This window comes from Brevundimonas sp. LF-1 (genome assembly GCF_037055305.1).
Taxonomy (GTDB): Bacteria; Pseudomonadota; Alphaproteobacteria; order Caulobacterales; family Caulobacteraceae; genus Brevundimonas; species Brevundimonas sanguinis.
In genome coordinates this window covers 1,981,318-1,998,293 of the sequence record NZ_CP146349.1, presented here as the reverse complement: position 1 = coordinate 1,998,293, position 16,976 = coordinate 1,981,318, and the positions used below count along the sequence as shown (strand labels likewise).

Genomic DNA, 16,976 nt, shown 5'->3' with positions numbered 1-16,976 from the left:
CCCGACCTCAAACCTTCTTGACCTTGGCCAACACGCTCGCGGCGACCGCAGGGCTGACGAAGCTGTCGATCCGGCCGTCCAGCCGGGCGATTTCCTTCACCAGTCGCGAGGCGATCGCCTGATGCCGCGGATCGGCCATCAGGAACACCGTCTCGATGTCGCTGTTGAGGCGCTGATTCATCGCCGTCATCTGGAACTCATACTCGAAATCGGCGACCGCGCGCAGGCCGCGCACGATGACGCTGGCGTTCAGTTCCTCAGCGAAGTGCATCAGCAGGCTCGAGAACGGCCGCACCTCGATGTCGGCGTTGAAGCGCGCGACCTCGGCCTTGATCATTTCGACCCGCTCGGCGGTCGAGAACAGCGGGCCCTTGTCGTCGTTCTGAGCCACGCCGATGACCAGACGGTCCACCAGCTTGACCGCCCGCCCGATAATATCGAGGTGACCGTTGGTGACCGGATCGAAGGTGCCCGGATAAAGTCCGATACGCATGGCCAGCGGCCTCCCCATCGTTTGGGCCCGTTTAGCAGGTGCGAAATGAACGGCCTAGATTTTCTGACGCGGCTGTGATCGCCAAAGCGCGTTTAAATGCTGCACTGCATCAGTCGCGCCGGTGAAAACATGGTCGTCGATGGCCGCGATCGCGGCCGCGGGCGTGGCGCTGTTGCACGCGAAGGCGCCGTCGAAGCGCGGCAGGTCCGATAGGCGCACGGCTTCGATCCGTTGCGGCGAACCTGCTTGATCCAGCGCCCCGCGGATCATGGTCTGCGTTACGCCGTCCAGCATGGGCGCATCGGGCCAGACCACCGTATCACCCTGAATAAAGCCGATATTCCACAACGAGCCTTCGCAAATCTGGCCCTCAATGTCGGTGAAAAGGGCGTCGTCATAGCCCGCCAGCCGCGCCATGCGCCGCGCCCCCAACAGGCCCATCGCGGCGACATGCTTCAGATGCGGCGCCTCGCGGGCGTAGGTCTGGCTTTGCAGGCGCACCCCGTCGGCCAGCGGCGATGGAGGCGGCGAAACGCTGATCATCACCTGCGGCGCGCCGATCCAGTCCGGCTGACGCAGGGACAGGTCGCGGGAGAACAGGCTGACCCGCAGCCAGGCTTCGGTTCGCCCGCCTAGAGCTGCTCGCATCTGATCACGCAGGCGCTCCTCGGCGACAGCCTCGCCGAACAGTTGCAACGCCGAGCGGTTCAGACGGTCCAGATGCCGGTCCAGCCCGCGCACGCCGCCCTGCTCCACAACGAAGGAGGTCAGGGCGCCGTAGTTGATCAGGGCCTGATGACCCAGGTCCTCAAGCCCGGCAGGACGGCCGTCGATCCAGAGTTCAGGAGCGACGGCCATACAGGATCAGGCCTCCCCGCCCTCGACCGCCGGGGCCTCGCCCGCGTCGCCGTCTTCATCGTCGCCGCCGGAATCGACCAGACGCTCGACCGAGACGACCTTCTCGTCCTTGCCGGTGCGGAAGATGGTCACGCCCTGGCTGGAGCGGCCGACGATGCGGACCTGGCTGACCGGAGTACGGATCATCTGACCGCCGTCGGTGACCAGCATCAGATCGTCCGACTCCTCGACCGGGAAGGCGGCGGCCAGGCGCGTGCCCGCGCGGCCGCCCAGGCCGTGGGCCGTCAGACCCTGCCCGCCACGCCCCGTGCGGCGATACTCATAGGCCGAGGACCGCTTGCCGAAGCCGGTTTCCGTGACCGTCAGGATGAACTGCTCGGCCGCGCCCAGCTCAGCAATGCGCTCCACCGACAGGGCGGCGTCGCCGGCCTCTTCATCGTCCGCCTCGACCGTGACGCCTTCGTCTTCTGCATCGGCCCCGGCCAGCGCCTTGCGCATGGCGTTGGCGTGTTTGACATAGGCGGCGCGTTCTTCCGGCGTCGCATCGACGCGACCGAGGATAGCCATCGAGATGACCTCGTCGCCGTCCTGCAGGCGGATGCCCCGCACGCCGGTCGAATCGCGGCCCTTGAACACCCGCACGTCGTCGGCCTTGAAGCGGATGGCCCGGCCCAGCGCCGTGGTCAGCAGCACATCGTCTTCAGCCGTGCACAGGCCGACGCCGACCATGCCGTCGCCGTCTTCCAGCTTCATGGCGATCTTGCCCGCGCGGTTCACTGTGGCGAAGTCGCTGAGCTTGTTGCGGCGCACGTCGCCCGACTTGGTGGCGAACATGATGTCGTAGTCGCCCCAGGTCGCCTCGTCCTCGGGCAGGGGCAGCACGTTCATGATGCTGTCGCCCGGCTCGATCGGCAGCAGGTTGACGAAGGCCTTGCCGCGTGACTGCGGATTGCCCAGCGGCAGGCGCCAAGTCTTCAGCTTATAGGCCTTGCCGTTGGTGGCGAAGAACAGGACCGGCGTGTGGGTCGAGGCGCTGAACACGCCGGTGATGGCGTCCTCGTCCTTCATCGACATGCCGCTGCGGCCCTTACCGCCGCGATGCTGGGTCCGATAGGCGTTCAGGGCCACGCGCTTGACGTAGCCCGAGTGGGTGACGGTCACGACCATGTCCTCGCGCGGGATCAGGTCTTCGTCCTCCATCTCGGCGTCGCCCTCGCCGATGAGGGTGCGCCGGTCCACGCCGAACTGATCCTTCACCAGCAGCAGGTCTTCGCGGATGATGGCCAGGACGTTCTTGCGGTCCGACAGGATGGTCAGATGGCCCTGAATGGTATCGGCCAGGCTGCGCGCCTCACCGAAGATGTCGTCGCGGCCCAGGCCGGTCAGGCGCGACAGGGTCAGGGCCAGGATGGCGCGGGCCTGTTCGTCGGTCAGGCGGATCTTGTCGCCCTCGACCAGCACGGTGCGCGGATCGGCGATCAGCTCGACCAGGGCCATCATGTCCCCGACCGGCCAGGCCTTGCCCTGCAGCCGTTCGCGCGCCTCAGCCGGGTCGGCCGAGCTGCGGATGATGTGGATGACCTCGTCGATATTGGCGACGGCGACGGCCAGACCGACCAGGACGTGGCCGCGGTCGCGGGCCTTGGCCAGCTCGAACTTGACGCGGCGGACCACCACCTCCTCACGGAACTCGAGGAAGGCTTCCAGCAGGGCGCGCAGGCCCATCTGCTCGGGGCGGCCGTGGTTCAGCGCCAGCATGTTGACGCCGAACGAGGATTGCAGCGCCGTATAGCGATACAGCTGGTTCAGGATCACATCGCCCGACGCGTCGCGCTTCAGCTCGATGACGATGCGCATCCCGGCGCGGTCGGATTCGTCGCGAACGTCAGCGATGCCTTCCAGACGCTTCTCGCGCACCATTTCGGCGATGCGCTCGATCAGGGTCTGCTTGTTCACCTGGAACGGCAGTTCGGTGATGATGATGGCGTCGCGATCCTTGCGGATCTCTTCGATCGAGGCCTTGCCGCGCACGATGACCGAGCCGCGCCCGTCGCGCAGGGCGTTGCGCGGGGCCGTGCGGCCCATGATCTCGCCGCCCGTGGGGAAGTCAGGCCCCGGAACGATATCCAGCAGGGCGTCGTCCGAGACGTTAGGATCGTCCAGCAGGGCGACCGAGGCGTCGATCACTTCGCGCAGGTTGTGCGGGGGATGTTGGTGGCCATGCCGACGGCGATGCCGCCCGCGCCGTTGACCAGCAGGTTCGGAATCCGCGCCGGCAGGACGACAGGCTCCAGCTCCTTCTCGTCGTAGTTCGGCTGGAAATCGACCGTGTCCTTGTCGATGTCGGTCAGCAAGGCCACGGCGGCCGGGGCCATCTTGGCCTCGGTGTAACGCATGGAGGCCGGCATATCGCCGTCGACCGAGCCGAAGTTGCCCTGGCCGTCGACCAGCATCAGCCCCATGGAGAAGTCCTGGGCCATGCGCACCAGGGCCATATAGACCGAAGCGTCGCCGTGCGGGTGGAACCGGCCCAGCACGTCGCCGACCACGCGGGCGCACTTCGAATACGACCGCTCGGGCGTCATGTTCAGGTCGTGCATCGAATACAGGATGCGGCGATGCACAGGCTTCAGACCGTCGCGCGCGTCCGGCAGAGCCCGGCTGACGATCACGCTCATGGCGTAGTCGAGGTAGGAGCGCTTCAGCTCCTCCTCGATGGTGATGGTCGAGATATCGCCCGGCGCCGAAGGGGCGGCGTTTTGGTAGCTGTCGTCGGTCAAGGAAATCAGGCTTTAAATGGCCGGAATCGGAACGTGATCCGCTGTTCCGGTTTCTATCATCCGGGGGCCTGCTGGCAAAGAAACGCCGCTGAAATCCCCATGCCGAAAAGGACAGGAAAGCCATGCGTCTAGCCGCTTCGAAACTGATCGCTCCCAGCGCTCTCGCCATCACCCTGATCGCCGGGGCCGCTTGCAGCCAGAGCCCGGCCGCGCCGCCGGCTTCCGACGCCGCTCCTGCAGCTTCCACCGAGGCCGCCGCCCGCACGACGCCGGGTCAGACGGCGCAGGTAGCCATCATCAACGGGCAAGGAGCCGAAGCGGGCAAGGCGACGCTGACGCAAGGCGCCACGGGCCTGCTGATCAAGGTCGAAGCTGCCGGCCTGACGCCCGGCTGGCACGGCATCCACATCCATGCGACGGGCCAGTGCGAAGCGCCCTTCACCTCGGCCGGCGCCCATATCAACCACGGCGATCCGAAGCAGCCGCACGGCCTGCTGAACGCCGACGGGCCCGACGACGGCGACCTGCCCAACGTCTTCGCCGACGCGACAGGCGCGGTGAACGCCGAAGTCTTCACCACCCGCGCTCGCCTGGCCGACGCCGGGCCGGGCCAGTGGCTGCTGGACGACGACGGCTCGGCCCTGGTGATCCACGCCAACGCCGACGACCATTCCAGCCAGCCGATCGGCGGCGCGGGCGACCGCGTGGCCTGCGCCGTCATCAAGGCGCAGTAAGCGAACCTAAACCTTGGCGGGGCGCCGGCGCGCAGGCCGCGCTCCCCCAGGGCCACCGTCACTACGCCCAGCAGGGAAATGGCGACGCCTGTCAGGATCTGCGGCGTCAGCACGTCGCCCATGAACAGGCCGCCGATCATGATCGACACCAGGGGCGACCCCAGCAGGTAGGGCGTCACCCGCCCAGCCTCGCGCCGCTGGACCAGCCAGAACATCAGGCTGGTGGCGAACACGGACGAGATCACCCCCGCCCAGATCAACGTGCCCCACACCAGCGGCGTCGCAGCCTTGGCGGCTTCCCACTGCCCGTTCTCGAACAGGACCGACCCCAGGGTCAGGACCGGAAAGGCCATCAGAGCCAGCAGCCCCTGCATCTTCAAGGGCGGGATGGAGGTCGTCCGGCGCGCGATCACCGTCGTCAACGCCCAGGCCGACGCGCCCAGCGCGCCAACCAGAATGGCCTTCCAGTCGTTCAGCGCGTGGGGGTCCAGCGTCATCCACGCCACGCCTGCGAAGGCGATCACCAGACCTACCGTCGCCATCCTCGAAATCCGCTCGCCCAGCATCAGAAAGGCGAACAGGGAGGTCAGGGGAATCCACAGCTGGGTGGCGACCGTCACCGGGCTGACGTCATGGGCCAGCCAGAAGGCCAGATAGATCAAGCCATAGTGGATCGGGCCGCCCACCACGGCGATGATCAGCAGGCTTTTCCAGTTTGGGAACGGCGGCTGCACGAACCAGACCAGACAGGCCGCGGCGATGGCGAAACGCAGCGCGCCCGTCATCAGCGGCGGCAGCATCTCGGTGGCGACCTTGGCGGCGGCGTTGTTCACGCCCCAGATGACCAGAACGGCCACGATGGCTGCGATTTCAAGCGGCGTCAGCGCGTGCGGGGAGGAGGAGGAGGAGCTGGACACGCCCTCATGCTTGCCACAAGGCGCGACCTTTCGCCTCTCACGAAGCATGAGCGGAGGTTACCCCTCCCCTCGCATCTCAACGAAAAAGGCCGCGCCCCCAGCGGAGGCGCGGCCTTCATTTTTCGATCCCGCGAACCTTTAGAACGGAATGTCGTCGTTCAGGTCGTAGCTTTCCTTCGGGCCCGAGGGCTTGTTGGCGCCGCCGGTCGAGAAGCCCGAGGAATAGTCGTCGTCGCGACCGCCGCCGTAGCCGCCGCGATCACCGCCGCCCTGGCTGTCGCCGCGGCCGCCCAGCATGGTCAGCTGACCGTTGAAGCGCTGGATGACGATCTCGGTCGAATACTTCTCGACGCCCTGCTGATCCGTCCATTTGCGGGTCTGCAGCGAACCTTCGATGTAAACGGTCGAGCCCTTCTTCAGATAGTTCTCGACCACCTTGACGATGTTGTCGTTGAAGATGACCACCGAGTGCCACTCGGTCTTTTCCTTGCGCTCGCCGGTCGACTTGTCGCGCCAGGTTTCTGAGGTGGCGATGCGCAGGTTGGCGACGCGGTCGCCGTTGTTCAGCGAACGGATTTCCGGATCGCGGCCCAGATTGCCGATGAGGATGACCTTGTTGACGCTGCCCGCCATGACGAATGTCCTTTTATCTTCTTGCGTCGATTCTAGCGGATTTCGACGAGATGTTCCAGTTTTGTTCACGCCCAATTCCGGGCGCTGAAATCAGTTCGGAGCGACTGCGACCGGGCGTCCGTCGATCTGGCGCTGGATCGCGCCCGGAATGGCCAAGCGGCCATCCCCCGTGCGCGCCAGGGCGAAGAAGCGCGGGCCGTCCAGGGACTTGCCGAACTTGACCCCCGCGCGGTCGATGAAAATGAACTGCCCCTGATAGGCGCCGACCATCTCGGTCTTGCTGCCGCCCAGACGCAGGAAGCGCAGACGCATCTCTTCCAACCGCGCGGCGCAGAACTCGATCTGCGGCTGGTCGCGGGCGACGACGTTGAAGCGCACGCCCCCGCCCTCGGCGTCCTGGCCCATATGGTAGCAGACGCCCGTCCCGCCCGGCGCCTCCGCCTTCTTGGCGCAGGCGCCCAGAGCCGCAGACACCGCGACAATCGCCAGCAGGGTGATCGAAGCGCGGCCCATGCTCACAGCTCCGGGAACTGACATTGGCGGTCCTGCTGGGCCAGGGTGCGGAAACGGTTGTTGTCGGTCGACTGCTCAACGCGGCGCGGGACCAGACGCAGGGTCGTGTCGCCCCACCGGCCATAACGCGCCTCGCCCGGCGCGACGCAGGTTCCCGAATAGAGAGCCTGGACACAGGCCGCCAGGCTCATATTGCCCGACACCTGGCGCCATTCCGAACCGGTGTGACGCAGGCAGGCCGTGCCCGAGGTCGAAGGCGCCGCGCGCGTATCCTCGACGGCGCCCGGCTGGCCCGCAGGGGCGATCTCGACCGCCGGGTTCGAAGGCAGTTCCGGCGGCGGCGCGAAGGAGGCGGTCGGCGCCGCGACGAGCGAGCCCGAAGCATCCAGCCCCACGTCCAGGGCGCTGGTGGCCACGCCGTTGCGCTGGGCGCAGTCGGCCAGGGTCGCCAGGCCGACGAACTGGCCATCCACGAAGCAGCGCAGTTCGCGCGTCGGCTCCAGCGTCGGGGCCTCGGCCACGTCGATGGTCAGGCCGCCCTTGGACGCAGGCGGCGGCTCGGACGGCGCATCCTTCCCGCCGCTGAAGACCAGGGCGGCGGCCACGGCGCCGACGACGGCCAGGCCGGCGCCGACGATCAGAACCGTACGATTGTCTTTCGAAAGGGCCATGCAGCTCTCAACGCGCCAAAGAAGGCCCCACTAACCCCGAGCGCCCCACAGCCGTCAACCGAAAGCGCCCTCAACCCCGGCTTAGCCTGTGAGTCTCGCCAGGGCGGCCTGGTAGTTGGCCAGTTGCGCCTGCAGATAGGCCGGGGCCTGACCCGTCACCTTGGGCTTGTCGCTTGCCGGGTCCAGGGCGCGATAGGCGTCGCGCATGGCCTTGATCGCCAGTTGCACCTGATCGCGCGACTTGGCGATGGCCTCTGCGCCGGACAGGTTCAGCAGCGGCGACAGGTCGATGCCGAAGGTCTTGGTCTTGTCCTGCGTCTTGCCGATGAAGCCGGGCGTCAGGCCCAGTCCCGCCAGGGCGTCCCTCCCCGCTTCGCCTGGCGTCAGAACCGCCCCGGCCCGCCCGTCGGCGCTGGTGATGGAAAGGCGCTGGACCCCGCCGCTGGTCACCCGCGCGTCGCCGTCCATGCCGGTGACATAGTCGCGATCGGTCTTCACCGTGACCTTCAGATAACGCCCCGACGCCATTTCGATCTTGCGCGCCAGCGACTGCAAGGTGTCCTTGGCGTCGATCGTCACCGCCGTTTTGCGGCCCGTCGCCGGGTTCTGCACATAAAAACGGTCGCCCGCACGCACTGCCGTCGCATCCACCAGGGTCTTGGACTGGCTCTGGCTGATCTCGCCCTGCGGCAGGCCCAGCCGGTCCAGCACGCTGGCGCCGCCCGAAGACACCGTCAGGGCCAGGGCTTGGCCTGGCCGTCAGCCGCCGTCCAGGTCTGGCTCCACTCTACCTGCCCCGTCTGCACGTCCAGTCGCGCCAGATATCCGCGCGAGGGGTCTTCGGCCTTGGCCCCGATGGCGCGATCCGACACGCCGGTCAGCCAGACCTTGCCCTCATGCACCTTGACGTCGGCGGCGGTGTCGTCGCCCGCGCCGCCGTAATAGGTCACCCGATCCGCACCCGATGCGGCCAGGTCCGTGGACAGGACGGCGACAAAGGCGTCCTGACCGCCGGCATGAGCATTGGCGACCTGACCCGCGTTCAGGGCGCCGTTGCCGGACGCGCCCGAGATGATCAACCGCCCGTCCGCCACCGCAAGACCAGCGATCTCGCCGCCCGATGAGGAGCCCAGATTGCGCACGCTCAGAAGCTCGGGCGCGCCCGTCGCCCCGATACGGAAATGACGCACGACAAAGGCGCCGTTCTCGACGCCCGCCGTGTACAGATTGTCGCCGTCGACGGTCATGGCCTGGACGTTGTCGTCGCCGGCCGTGCCGAACTGGGTCGCCCCGGTCGCAGTCGCCGTGATCGGCGCCAGACTGTGGACCTGGCTTTCGCTGAAGGCCTGAACATAGCCGTCCCAGCCGCCCACGGCCAAGGTCCCCGGCATGGCCGACTTGGCCCGCCCGGCCACATAGACCCGCCCGTCCGCGCCGAAGGACACGGCGGTGGCTTCATCCTCGGCCTTGGCGCCGCGCCTTTGGGTCCACTGTTCGCGGCCCTGGGCGTCGAAGACGGTGACGAAACTGTCGGCCGTCGTGGCGGAAGCGCCGGCCTCGCCGGGCACAAGGGCGCCGATCACCGACCCGGCCACGGCCACCCGCCCATCCGCATCCACGGCGATGGCGTAGCCGCTGGCCTTGGACGCCGCGCCCAGAGCGCGACTGACGACCACATTGCCCGCCGAATCCAGCTTCATCAGAACGACGTCGCCCTGGCCCTTGATCGGCTGGGTCGAGGCGCCGGTGCTGACATCGGCCACGATCCACATCGAACCGTCCGGCCCGGCCGCGCTGGCCCGCACCGTCTCGACGCCGTCCGGCAGGGACGAGACGCCGCTGCGGCCCTCGACCCAGAACCCGCCGCCGGCGCCCGCCACCGGATTGCCGTCCGGGTCGAACTTCAGCACCTCATGGGCGCCCTTGCTGCCTGCGCCCTGTACGACCTGAATCGAATCCCGCGCCTCGGCGGGGGTGAAGCTGATCGTCTCCAGCGAGACGCCGGCGACCGTCAGCCCCCAGCGCGCCGGGCCGGCCGGAAGGGTGATAGTCTTGTCGCCCGCCTTGACCGTGCGCGGCTCGGCCTCGATCATCTGACGGTGGATGCGGGTCTGGACGCCCGCCTCTTCCAGCTTGCCGTTGATGTGCTGCACCACCGCATCCATCGTGCGCGGCGTCGCCCCCATCTCCGCCAGGTCGATATCGACCGTCTGGCTTCCGGTCGTGGTTTTCACCGTAATCCCGAACCGCACATCGCCCTGGAAGGCGGCGACCTCGTCGGTCAGGGCGCCGTCGTGGATCGGGCCGGTCAGATATTTGGGATTGTCGCGTGGTACGGCCGCGGTCGACTGGCTCTGCGAGGCCGAGACGCCCTGAACCACCCGCACGCCCTCGAACTGGGCTGAATTGAGGAAATCCATCACCTCCGCCATGCCGGAAGCGAACCGTCGCGACAGTTGCTCGGACTCCATACGGGTGACCCCGCGTTCGCCCGCGCGGGTCGTCAGGGCTTCAAGCATGGACAGCCCCTGATACAGGGCGAAAATCTTGCGGTAGTCGCTTGAGGAGACGCCCTTGACGTCGAGAACGGCATTGTCCTCGTTGACGAGCTTTCGCCCGCTCAAGGCCGTACGCAGAAGGTCCGACTGGCTGGGCTTTTCCTTGCCGCTCAAGGTCCACGGCGCGGTCGGCTGCGTCTTCGGCTTGGGCGCGCTTTGCCCAGCCGAGCCCGCGCCCGCTCCTCCGGCGAGACCATAAAGACCCAGCAGATAGCTGTTGTTGATCACCGCCACGAAAGCCTCCGCGGGCCAGCTTGTCTCAGGCGCGGTAACGAATTGTTTAACCGCCCCACGCAACCGGCTAGCGCCAGCCACAGTTCCACTTCGTCTACAGCCTGATGTGGAGATGTTTCATGTCGCGCGTACGCTGGTTTTTGATGCGGCTGATCAGCCTGTACGGCCTGATCCCCCGCCCTTCTCCGCCCCGCCGACGGCCGCCCGTTCTTTTGGGAGACTGGCCGACCCGGCGAATAGGCTAGCGCCTTTAGCCCTTGAACAGCGACAGGATGATCTGCGGCGCCTGATTGGCGATCGACAGAGCCTGGGCGCCGAGCTGCTGCTGCACCTGCAAGGCCTGAAGCCGCGCGCTTTCACGGGCCATGTCCGCGTCCACCAGATTGCCAACGCCGACTTCCAGCGAATCCATCAGCTTGGTGACGAACAACGTGTGCTTTTCGATCTGCTTGGACTGAGCGCCCAGCTCGGCGAGCTTCGAACTGGCCGTCGCAAGCGCCGTCTCGACGGCGGCCAGAACCTCCGTCGCACTCGCTTCCGTCAGCAGGCTGGGCGCAGCCGTTCCGGGCACCGGCGCCACGTCGTCCCCGCCCCCTGGAACCCCATCCGGCCCATTATTACCGGGGGTACCACCGAAAACGTTGTTCAGGCCAAGCCCCTCCAGCGTCATGTCCTGGCGGTTCATGGTGATCGACTCTGACGCGTCAGCATTGGCCAGGAAATCCAGAGGCGTCAGCGTGGCCGGAGCCACAGGCCGCACGCCCCCAACCTTGCCGTTCAGGATGTTCTCGCCGTCAAAGGTGGCGTTGTCCGCAAACGACTGCAACGACTTCAGCAGCGACTGAAATTCATCGTTGTAGGCCTTGCGCGTCGCATCCGACGCTGACGGGTCGGCCGCGGCCGTGGCCTTCTGGCGAAGCTCGACGAGGATGTCGGAAATCTGCTGACCGGCCGCCAGGGCCACATCGGCGACCGATGTGGCGCGGTTCAGGCTGGTCTTGACCGATTCCAGCGCGTTCATGTCGGCGCGCTGGTTCTGGGCGATGGCCCAGGTGGCGGCGTTGTCCTTGGCGCCCTGGACCTTCAGCCCGGTGTTCACTCGGCTCTGGGTCGCCGCCAACTTGGAGTTGGTGGCGTTCAGGTTCTGAAGCGCGATAAGCGCCGACGCATTGGTGATTACGCTGTTGGTCATGGCCATTCTCGCCTCAGATCCGATTCTGGCGAGTAGTAATGACTCTGATTCCTGAGCGTATGGTTAACGGCGCAGCAACGCCTGTTAACGCCGCCGCCTTCCGTCGCCCAGACCGCCGCTCAGATCTCGGTCTTGATGATCTTGCCCACGTCATAGGCCGGGCTTTGACGCAGCTTCAGGACCTCTTCACGAGGGAACTGGCGAACCACCTCCCCGGTGACGCGATCCAGGGTCTTGTAGACGTACCCGGTCGACTCGCGCTCGATCGTCAATCGGTAACGACCTGCGTCGTCGCTATCTTTCTGCGCGCCCTGCACAGGTTGCTGCGCCTCGACAGCCCCACCCTGCGGTTCGCGATTGAGGTAGGTTACGCTGGACACTCCCACGACATTGTCAGCCATATCCCTTCGCGCGGACCTGCCGCGCCTCCCGTATCGAACGACACGAGAAAGGGGCGAACCTTGCGGCCCGCCCCTTCCTAATCGCGTCGGATTAGCGGAACAGGCCCAGCAGGATCGAGCTGGACTGGTTCGCGATCGACAGCGCCTGCACGCCCAGCTGCTGCTTGGTCTGCAGAGCCGTCAGGCGAGCGCTTTCCTTGGCCAGGTCGGCCGCCACCAGGTTGTCGACGCCGACTTCAAGAGAGTCCTGCATCTTGCTGACGAAGGTCAGCTGGCGATCCATCGACTTGGACTTGGTACCCAGGTCACCCAGGACGGCGGTGAAGGCGGTGATGGCGCCCTCGACCGCAGCGGTAGTAGCGGTAGCCACGGTCGCCCCGCCGCCCGCGGTGGCGACGGCGGTGTCGGCCGCGGCGATCGCCTTCACGGTGAAAGTGTCGGCCGCGCCGGTGCCGGTGCGGACATCCACAGCCGCCGCGTTGGCCTTGAACAGGTTCACGCCGTCGAAGGTCGCGCCGCCCAGGGCCTTGGTGATTTCATTGCCCAAGGCGTTGAAGTCAGCCAGGTAGGCCGTTTGAGCCGCGCCGGTCGACGACGCGATGGCGACCGCCAAACCCTTCTGTTCTTCAAGAGCCTTGGTGACGATCTCGCCGGCGGCCAGTGCCACATCGACGATCGACTGACCGCGCTGGATCGACTGCTTCACCGAGTCCAAGGCGCCCATCTCGGCGCGCTGCGACGTGGCGATAGCGAAGATGGCGCCGTTGTCCTTGGCCGTCGAGACCTTCAGGCCGGTGTTGACGCGGTTCTGCGCGACGTTGAGGTCGCGGTTCGTCGCGTTCAGGTTTTGCAGGGCGATGAGAGCGCCCGCATTGGTGTTGATGCTGTTAGCCATTTTGGCTGTCCTTTGTCTTCAGACGATGGCCGACGCCGTTTTGACGTCGGTGAGCATTCTGCTCGGTAGCGAGAGGTGATCAGGCGGCGGCCTCAACCGCCGCCTTCAGCGTTAGCGGAACAGGCCCAGCAGGATCGAGCTGGACTGGTTCGCGATCGACAGCGCCTGCACGCCCAGCTGCTGCTTGGTCTGCAGGGCCGTCAGGCGAGCGCTTTCCTTGGCCAAGTCGGCCGCCACCAGGTTGTCGACGCCGACTTCAAGAGAGTCCTGCATCTTGCTGACGAAGGTCAGTTGACGTTCCATGGACTTCGACTGGGTGCCCAGCTTGCCAAGTTCGGCAGTGAAGGCATTGATAGCGGTGTCGACGGCCGTGATCGCGGCTTGGGCGGCCGCTGCGTTGGCCGGAGCCGCCAGAGTGGCCGTGGTGGCGACAGTGATCGCCGCGCCCGTGCCGATGTTCTGGGTTCCGCCCGAAGTGCTGGTCAACACCGACTGCTGGGCGGTGTTGGTGAACAGGTTCACACCGTCGAAGCTGGCGCCAGCCAAAGCCTTGGTGATTTCACCGCCCAAGGCGTTGTAGTCGGCTATATAAGCCGTCTGCGCTGCCCCGGTCGACGAAGCGATGGCGACCGCTAGGCTCTTTTGTTCTTCCAGCGCCTTGGTAATGGTCTCGCCGGCGGCCAAGGCCACATCGACGATCGACTGACCGCGTTGGATCGACTGCTTCACCGAGTCCAGAGCGCCCATTTCAGCGCGCTGCGACGTGGCGATAGCGAAGATGGCGCCGTTGTCCTTGGCCGTGGAAACTTTCAGACCCGTGTTCACGCGGTTTTGCGCGACGTTCAGGTCACGATTCGTCGCGTTCAAATTTTGCAGGGCGATGAGAGCGCCAGCATTGGTGTTGATGCTGTTAGCCATTTTGGCTGTCCTTTGTCTTCAGACGATGTCCGACGCCATTTTGGCTGCCGGGAGCTTTCTGCTCGGAAAGACATGTCGCAAGAGGCGGACCAACACAGCGCCGCCTGCTCCAGAGGCCATCGCATTGATTCTTCGATGTTAGATTCTGGAAACCATACGAAAACACCCGGCACTTCCTGCCCCTGGAGGACGCGGGCGGCAATAAATGCCGAGCGACCCGGCAGAACTTGCCGCCCGCCCCTTCGGCTTGGGCGAACTCACGGGCGCGAACGCACCCATTCGTCGATCAGCGAGCGTTCAGCCTGAAGCGTCTCCACCGCCAGCCGCCGCGCCGCGTCGCAAGCGAGGATCTGCCCGCCGCGCCGGACATAGGCCGCCTCAAGATCCGCCGCCGTGGCCGTCTCGGGCAGCACAGCCAGGTCACAGGGCCGCGTCACGGCGTCAGGAAGGATCAGACGCGGCGGCGCAACCAGCGACGGCGGGCGCGAGGCGGCACAGCTCGCGGTCATGATCACGCAGGCGCTGAGCGCGAGCGGGGTCCAGAGGGGTATCGGCGTCATCGGCGGTCCTCGCTCGGGTTTCGGCCGTCGCGGTCGCCCGCGCCACGGCCTCGGCTTGCTGGTGAAAGGCGTCCAGAGCCTCGATCTGACGACCGCGCGCCGCGGCCTCCAGCGCGCGGGCGGCGGTCTGGGCCTCGGCCTGATCCGCGCGGCGCTGAACCGCCTCAAGACGGCGCGCCTGCAGGTGCAGCGGATCCCACCGCACCCCCAGACCTCGCCCGAGGATCAGCATCAGAACCACGACCAGTCCGAACGCCGCCAGCCAGCCCAGCGGCGTCAGGGTGCGAAGAAGGCCGCCGTTCATGGGTAGGCTCTCCGGTCCAGTTCGAAATGCGGACCGTCGCGCAGGCGCGGCCAGTCGCCGCCCCAGATCAACCGCACGCCCCGGGTTTTCGCCGCCGCCTTAAAGGCCTCGGCGATGCGCGGATAGAGCGGCCAGTCCCAGCGGACCTGCCCATCGACCCAGGCGGCCACATCGACCGCGTGCCCGGTCAGGTGCCGCGAGTTCAGCGTCCGGCTGGCCCCCGCCCGCACCAGTTCCGCCTGACGCGCCGCCGTGCGCAGGCCCTCGGAGACCATGAAGTCTACTGGCGTCAGCTCGATGGCCGCTTCGACGACCACGACCAGATCGGGATGCACCCCCTGCAGCGCGGCGCGGGAGCGCTGCGAAAGCCGGAAGCTCATGGCCGCCCGCCCGCGCGCAGGCGCATCATATTGACGATCTGCTGGGCGCTGGGCGCCACCAGATAGAGCAACAGCATCAGGGCGATCAGTCCCATCAGCCCATCAGCGATGCGCGGCAGGTCCGAGGCCTCCGCCCGGTTCACCGCCAGCCGCAGCAACAGCCACAGGGCCAGGCTGGCGCCATAGACATAGATCCGCCGCCACAGCCAGCGGCCCTCGGCCAGATCATGCGTCGGTTCTTTCGGCGTCGTCATTGGTCGTCCTCCGGGTCAAGGGCGCGGCGGAGACCCGCCAATCGGCGCCCAGATGGTCGAAACAGTCGTCGGCGCTGAGCCGGTCAGGCGCGGACCAGGTCTCCTCATCCGGCAATTCGGGCAGAGGAGGCGCGGCCTCGTCCCACGGCTCCACGGTCTGGATGATGCGATGCAGGCGCTGGGGCATGACGTCACCCGATCGCCGTCAGCCGGACCACGCCGGGCGCGCCCGCGCCGCCTGCGCCCGCCGCCGTCACGCCCGCGCCGCCGCCGCCGCCGCCCCCGCCGTAAAAGCCCCCGTCGCCCCCGGCCCGCCCGGCTCCGGACGCCTGAGCGCCGCCCCCGCGCCGCCGCCGCCCGCCCAATGCAAATCGTTCAGAGGCGCGTTCTGTCCGGCGTTTCCGGCTCCAGATCCGCCCGCACCGCCGGTCGCCTTGACCGACAACAGGCCGCCGTCGCCCCCGGCGCCGCCCGACTGGACGACGTTGGCCGCGCCGACGCCGCCGCCGCCGCCGCCGCCGCCCGGGCCGTCGGGTCGCGCGGCGGACTGGCCCGCCATCCCCGTCGCCGTGACTGCGGAAGCTCCGCCCGCATTGGACGCTGTCAGGCCGCTTCCGCCGGCGCCGCCAAGCCCGGCCGCTGACGCGCCGCCGGCCCCGCCGCGTCCGCCCTCGCCGGTCAACAGCGTCACGGAGCCCAGGGCGATGCGGCTGTCTCCGCCCGACGCGCCTGCAGCGCCCGAACCGGAGCCGCCGCCCCCGCCTGCGCCAACGGAGATGCTCAAGGCGGCGCCGAGAGCCTCGGCCGGCCAAAGGGCGCTCATCACCCCGCCCGCACCGCCGCCGCCGCCGCCGTGGCGGCTGGTCCCGGCCGGACCGGACAGCCCGGCCCCGCCGCCTCCGCCGCCGCCGACGCACACGGCCTCAACCCATCGCGCCCACTCAGGCGGCGACCAGGCGCCGCCGGTCGTCAGCGTCGTCGTCTCGCGCCGCGTCGCGCCCTTGGCGAACCAGGCGCGCCCCGTGTGACGGTCGGCCATCAGCACCTCGCGCCAGGCGCCGCCGTCCGGGCTGACCTTCAGCCGCAGGTCGTCGTCGCCGATCAGGCCCAGTTCGGCCCGGCCGCCCCAGCCGCTCTGGAACAGCAGGGACAGCACGTCCGCCGATGCCTGCTTGTTGAAGGTGAAGCGCAGATCGCCGTCGCCGCCGCTCTCGCTTTCTAGGGCGGTCCACAGGGCCTTGTTCGCCCGCACCGTCACCACGTTCGTCGCGTCCGCCGTGGCGTTGACGCCCAAGCGGGTGATCTGCTGCAGTTCGTCCGGCGTCGCGGTCTGAAGCGGCGTCCAGTCACCATTACGGCGCACGACGATCTCTTCGCTGTCCAGAACCACGGCCAGATGCCCGTCCGGCGTGGCCACGACCGTCCAGCCGCCCATCTCGTGACGCATCAGCGCCCCCGCCGCCCGGCCCGACCAGTCATCGCCCGTCGCGCCTTCCGGCAGGATGTAGAGGTCGCCGTCCGACGCGCTTGCCGGTTGGGTCGCCGTGGTGCGGCTGACCACCGCCGTCTGGGTCAGGGCGTCCAGAAAGGTCAGCGCCTCGTTCAGGGTGACGTGCTTCTGCAGCTGTCCGGCCGCCAGATAGGGCAGGCCCAGCCGCGCGCTGGCGTCGATGCTCATGTT

At 67.5% G+C, this 16,976-nt stretch carries 18 protein-coding genes and 2 pseudogenes; 1 reads left to right on the top strand and 19 read right to left on the bottom strand.

Annotated elements, in window-relative coordinates:
• Positions 1–7 precede the first annotated feature (7 nt).
• The 3 genes and pseudogenes from coaD to gyrA all read right to left on the bottom strand — a co-directional run bounded on the left by coaD (position 8) and on the right by gyrA (position 4,131).
• Complete coding sequence (coaD, locus tag V8F63_RS11080) at positions 8–493, bottom strand: pantetheine-phosphate adenylyltransferase (protein ID WP_025976674.1); 486 nt, start codon at positions 491–493, stop codon at positions 8–10.
• Positions 494–547: 54 nt separating this feature from the next.
• On the bottom strand, positions 548–1,351 hold the full coding sequence (locus V8F63_RS11075) for an aminotransferase class IV (RefSeq protein ID WP_392353196.1): 804 nt from the start codon (positions 1,349–1,351) through the stop codon (positions 548–550).
• 6 nt (positions 1,352–1,357) lie between these two features.
• A pseudogene (gene gyrA, locus V8F63_RS11070) lies at positions 1,358–4,131 on the bottom strand (DNA gyrase subunit A).
• Positions 4,132–4,253: 122 nt separating this feature from the next.
• Here gyrA and V8F63_RS11065 point away from each other — a divergent pair.
• The gene (locus V8F63_RS11065; protein ID WP_278070817.1) at positions 4,254–4,865 is read left to right on the top strand and encodes a superoxide dismutase family protein; all 612 of its coding nucleotides are present in this window, start codon (positions 4,254–4,256) and stop codon (positions 4,863–4,865) included.
• A 17-nt stretch (positions 4,866–4,882) separates the two neighbouring features.
• Here the strand turns inward: V8F63_RS11065 and V8F63_RS11060 are convergent.
• The 16 genes and pseudogenes from V8F63_RS11060 to V8F63_RS10985 form a co-directional block, all read right to left on the bottom strand.
• Positions 4,883–5,830: pseudogene (locus tag V8F63_RS11060) on the bottom strand (EamA family transporter); the annotation flags it as partial.
• A gap of 90 nt (positions 5,831–5,920) precedes the next feature.
• Positions 5,921–6,415, bottom strand: coding sequence for a single-stranded DNA-binding protein (gene ssb / locus V8F63_RS11055; protein ID WP_025976669.1), 495 nt, complete (start codon positions 6,413–6,415; stop codon positions 5,921–5,923).
• A gap of 90 nt (positions 6,416–6,505) precedes the next feature.
• On the bottom strand, positions 6,506–6,928 hold the full coding sequence (locus tag V8F63_RS11050) for a hypothetical protein (protein WP_392353194.1): 423 nt from the start codon (positions 6,926–6,928) through the stop codon (positions 6,506–6,508).
• Between the two features lie 2 nt (positions 6,929–6,930).
• Positions 6,931–7,599 (bottom strand): hypothetical protein, encoded by a 669-nt coding sequence (locus tag V8F63_RS11045; protein WP_392353192.1) that lies wholly within the window; start codon positions 7,597–7,599, stop codon positions 6,931–6,933.
• Positions 7,600–7,680: 81 nt separating this feature from the next.
• Positions 7,681–8,331, bottom strand: coding sequence for a hypothetical protein (locus V8F63_RS11040; RefSeq protein ID WP_392353190.1), 651 nt, complete (start codon positions 8,329–8,331; stop codon positions 7,681–7,683).
• Positions 8,332–8,333: 2 nt separating this feature from the next.
• The gene (locus V8F63_RS11035; RefSeq protein WP_392353188.1) at positions 8,334–10,391 is read right to left on the bottom strand and encodes a transcriptional regulator; all 2,058 of its coding nucleotides are present in this window, start codon (positions 10,389–10,391) and stop codon (positions 8,334–8,336) included.
• 250 nt (positions 10,392–10,641) lie between these two features.
• The gene (locus V8F63_RS11030; RefSeq protein WP_392353186.1) at positions 10,642–11,583 is read right to left on the bottom strand and encodes a flagellin; all 942 of its coding nucleotides are present in this window, start codon (positions 11,581–11,583) and stop codon (positions 10,642–10,644) included.
• Between the two features lie 119 nt (positions 11,584–11,702).
• A complete protein-coding gene (locus V8F63_RS11025; RefSeq protein WP_392353185.1) occupies positions 11,703–11,984 on the bottom strand; it encodes a hypothetical protein in 282 nt (93 codons plus the stop codon).
• A 91-nt stretch (positions 11,985–12,075) separates the two neighbouring features.
• A complete protein-coding gene (locus V8F63_RS11020; protein ID WP_392353183.1) occupies positions 12,076–12,879 on the bottom strand; it encodes a flagellin in 804 nt (267 codons plus the stop codon).
• A 111-nt stretch (positions 12,880–12,990) separates the two neighbouring features.
• On the bottom strand, positions 12,991–13,797 hold the full coding sequence (locus tag V8F63_RS11015; RefSeq protein WP_392353181.1) for a flagellin: 807 nt from the start codon (positions 13,795–13,797) through the stop codon (positions 12,991–12,993).
• Positions 13,798–14,054: 257 nt separating this feature from the next.
• Entirely contained in the window at positions 14,055–14,234 is a 180-nt protein-coding gene (locus tag V8F63_RS11010; RefSeq protein WP_134580402.1) for a hypothetical protein, read from the bottom strand.
• A 4-nt stretch (positions 14,235–14,238) separates the two neighbouring features.
• Complete coding sequence (locus V8F63_RS11005) at positions 14,239–14,661, bottom strand: hypothetical protein (protein WP_312448945.1); 423 nt, start codon at positions 14,659–14,661, stop codon at positions 14,239–14,241.
• Positions 14,658–15,041 (bottom strand): M15 family metallopeptidase, encoded by a 384-nt coding sequence (locus tag V8F63_RS11000; protein ID WP_025976662.1) that lies wholly within the window; start codon positions 15,039–15,041, stop codon positions 14,658–14,660. The genes V8F63_RS11005 and V8F63_RS11000 overlap by 4 nt, the downstream gene beginning before the upstream one ends.
• Complete coding sequence (locus V8F63_RS10995; protein WP_003166816.1) at positions 15,038–15,295, bottom strand: hypothetical protein; 258 nt, start codon at positions 15,293–15,295, stop codon at positions 15,038–15,040. The genes V8F63_RS11000 and V8F63_RS10995 overlap by 4 nt, the downstream gene beginning before the upstream one ends.
• Entirely contained in the window at positions 15,267–15,482 is a 216-nt protein-coding gene (locus tag V8F63_RS10990) for a hypothetical protein (protein WP_392353179.1), read from the bottom strand. The genes V8F63_RS10995 and V8F63_RS10990 overlap by 29 nt, the downstream gene beginning before the upstream one ends.
• A 66-nt stretch (positions 15,483–15,548) precedes the next feature.
• Positions 15,549–16,973 carry a DUF2793 domain-containing protein gene (locus tag V8F63_RS10985; RefSeq protein WP_392353177.1) on the bottom strand — a complete coding sequence of 475 codons (1,425 nt, stop codon included), beginning with the start codon at positions 16,971–16,973 and terminating at the stop codon, positions 15,549–15,551.
• Positions 16,974–16,976 lie beyond the last annotated feature (3 nt).

Excerpts from the sequence above, each read along its gene's own strand:
- coaD (WP_025976674.1), bottom strand. The coding sequence starts at position 493 with ATGCGTATCGGACTTTATCCGGGCACCTTCGATCCGGTCACCAACGGT.
- V8F63_RS11075 (WP_392353196.1), bottom strand. The coding sequence starts at position 1,351 with ATGGCCGTCGCTCCTGAACTCTGGATCGACGGCCGTCCTGCCGGGCTT.
- V8F63_RS11065 (WP_278070817.1), top strand. The coding sequence starts at position 4,254 with ATGCGTCTAGCCGCTTCGAAACTGATCGCTCCCAGCGCTCTCGCCATC.
- ssb (WP_025976669.1), bottom strand. The coding sequence starts at position 6,415 with ATGGCGGGCAGCGTCAACAAGGTCATCCTCATCGGCAATCTGGGCCGC.
- V8F63_RS11050 (WP_392353194.1), bottom strand. The coding sequence starts at position 6,928 with ATGGGCCGCGCTTCGATCACCCTGCTGGCGATTGTCGCGGTGTCTGCG.
- V8F63_RS11045 (WP_392353192.1), bottom strand. The coding sequence starts at position 7,599 with ATGGCCCTTTCGAAAGACAATCGTACGGTTCTGATCGTCGGCGCCGGC.
- V8F63_RS11030 (WP_392353186.1), bottom strand. The coding sequence starts at position 11,583 with ATGACCAACAGCGTAATCACCAATGCGTCGGCGCTTATCGCGCTTCAG.
- V8F63_RS11025 (WP_392353185.1), bottom strand. The coding sequence starts at position 11,984 with ATGGCTGACAATGTCGTGGGAGTGTCCAGCGTAACCTACCTCAATCGC.
- V8F63_RS11020 (WP_392353183.1), bottom strand. The coding sequence starts at position 12,879 with ATGGCTAACAGCATCAACACCAATGCGGGCGCTCTCATCGCCCTGCAA.
- V8F63_RS11015 (WP_392353181.1), bottom strand. The coding sequence starts at position 13,797 with ATGGCTAACAGCATCAACACCAATGCTGGCGCTCTCATCGCCCTGCAA.
- V8F63_RS11005 (WP_312448945.1), bottom strand. The coding sequence starts at position 14,661 with ATGAACGGCGGCCTTCTTCGCACCCTGACGCCGCTGGGCTGGCTGGCG.
- V8F63_RS11000 (WP_025976662.1), bottom strand. The coding sequence starts at position 15,041 with ATGAGCTTCCGGCTTTCGCAGCGCTCCCGCGCCGCGCTGCAGGGGGTG.
- V8F63_RS10995 (WP_003166816.1), bottom strand. The coding sequence starts at position 15,295 with ATGACGACGCCGAAAGAACCGACGCATGATCTGGCCGAGGGCCGCTGG.
- V8F63_RS10990 (WP_392353179.1), bottom strand. The coding sequence starts at position 15,482 with ATGCCCCAGCGCCTGCATCGCATCATCCAGACCGTGGAGCCGTGGGAC.
- V8F63_RS10985 (WP_392353177.1), bottom strand. The coding sequence starts at position 16,973 with ATGAGCATCGACGCCAGCGCGCGGCTGGGCCTGCCCTATCTGGCGGCC.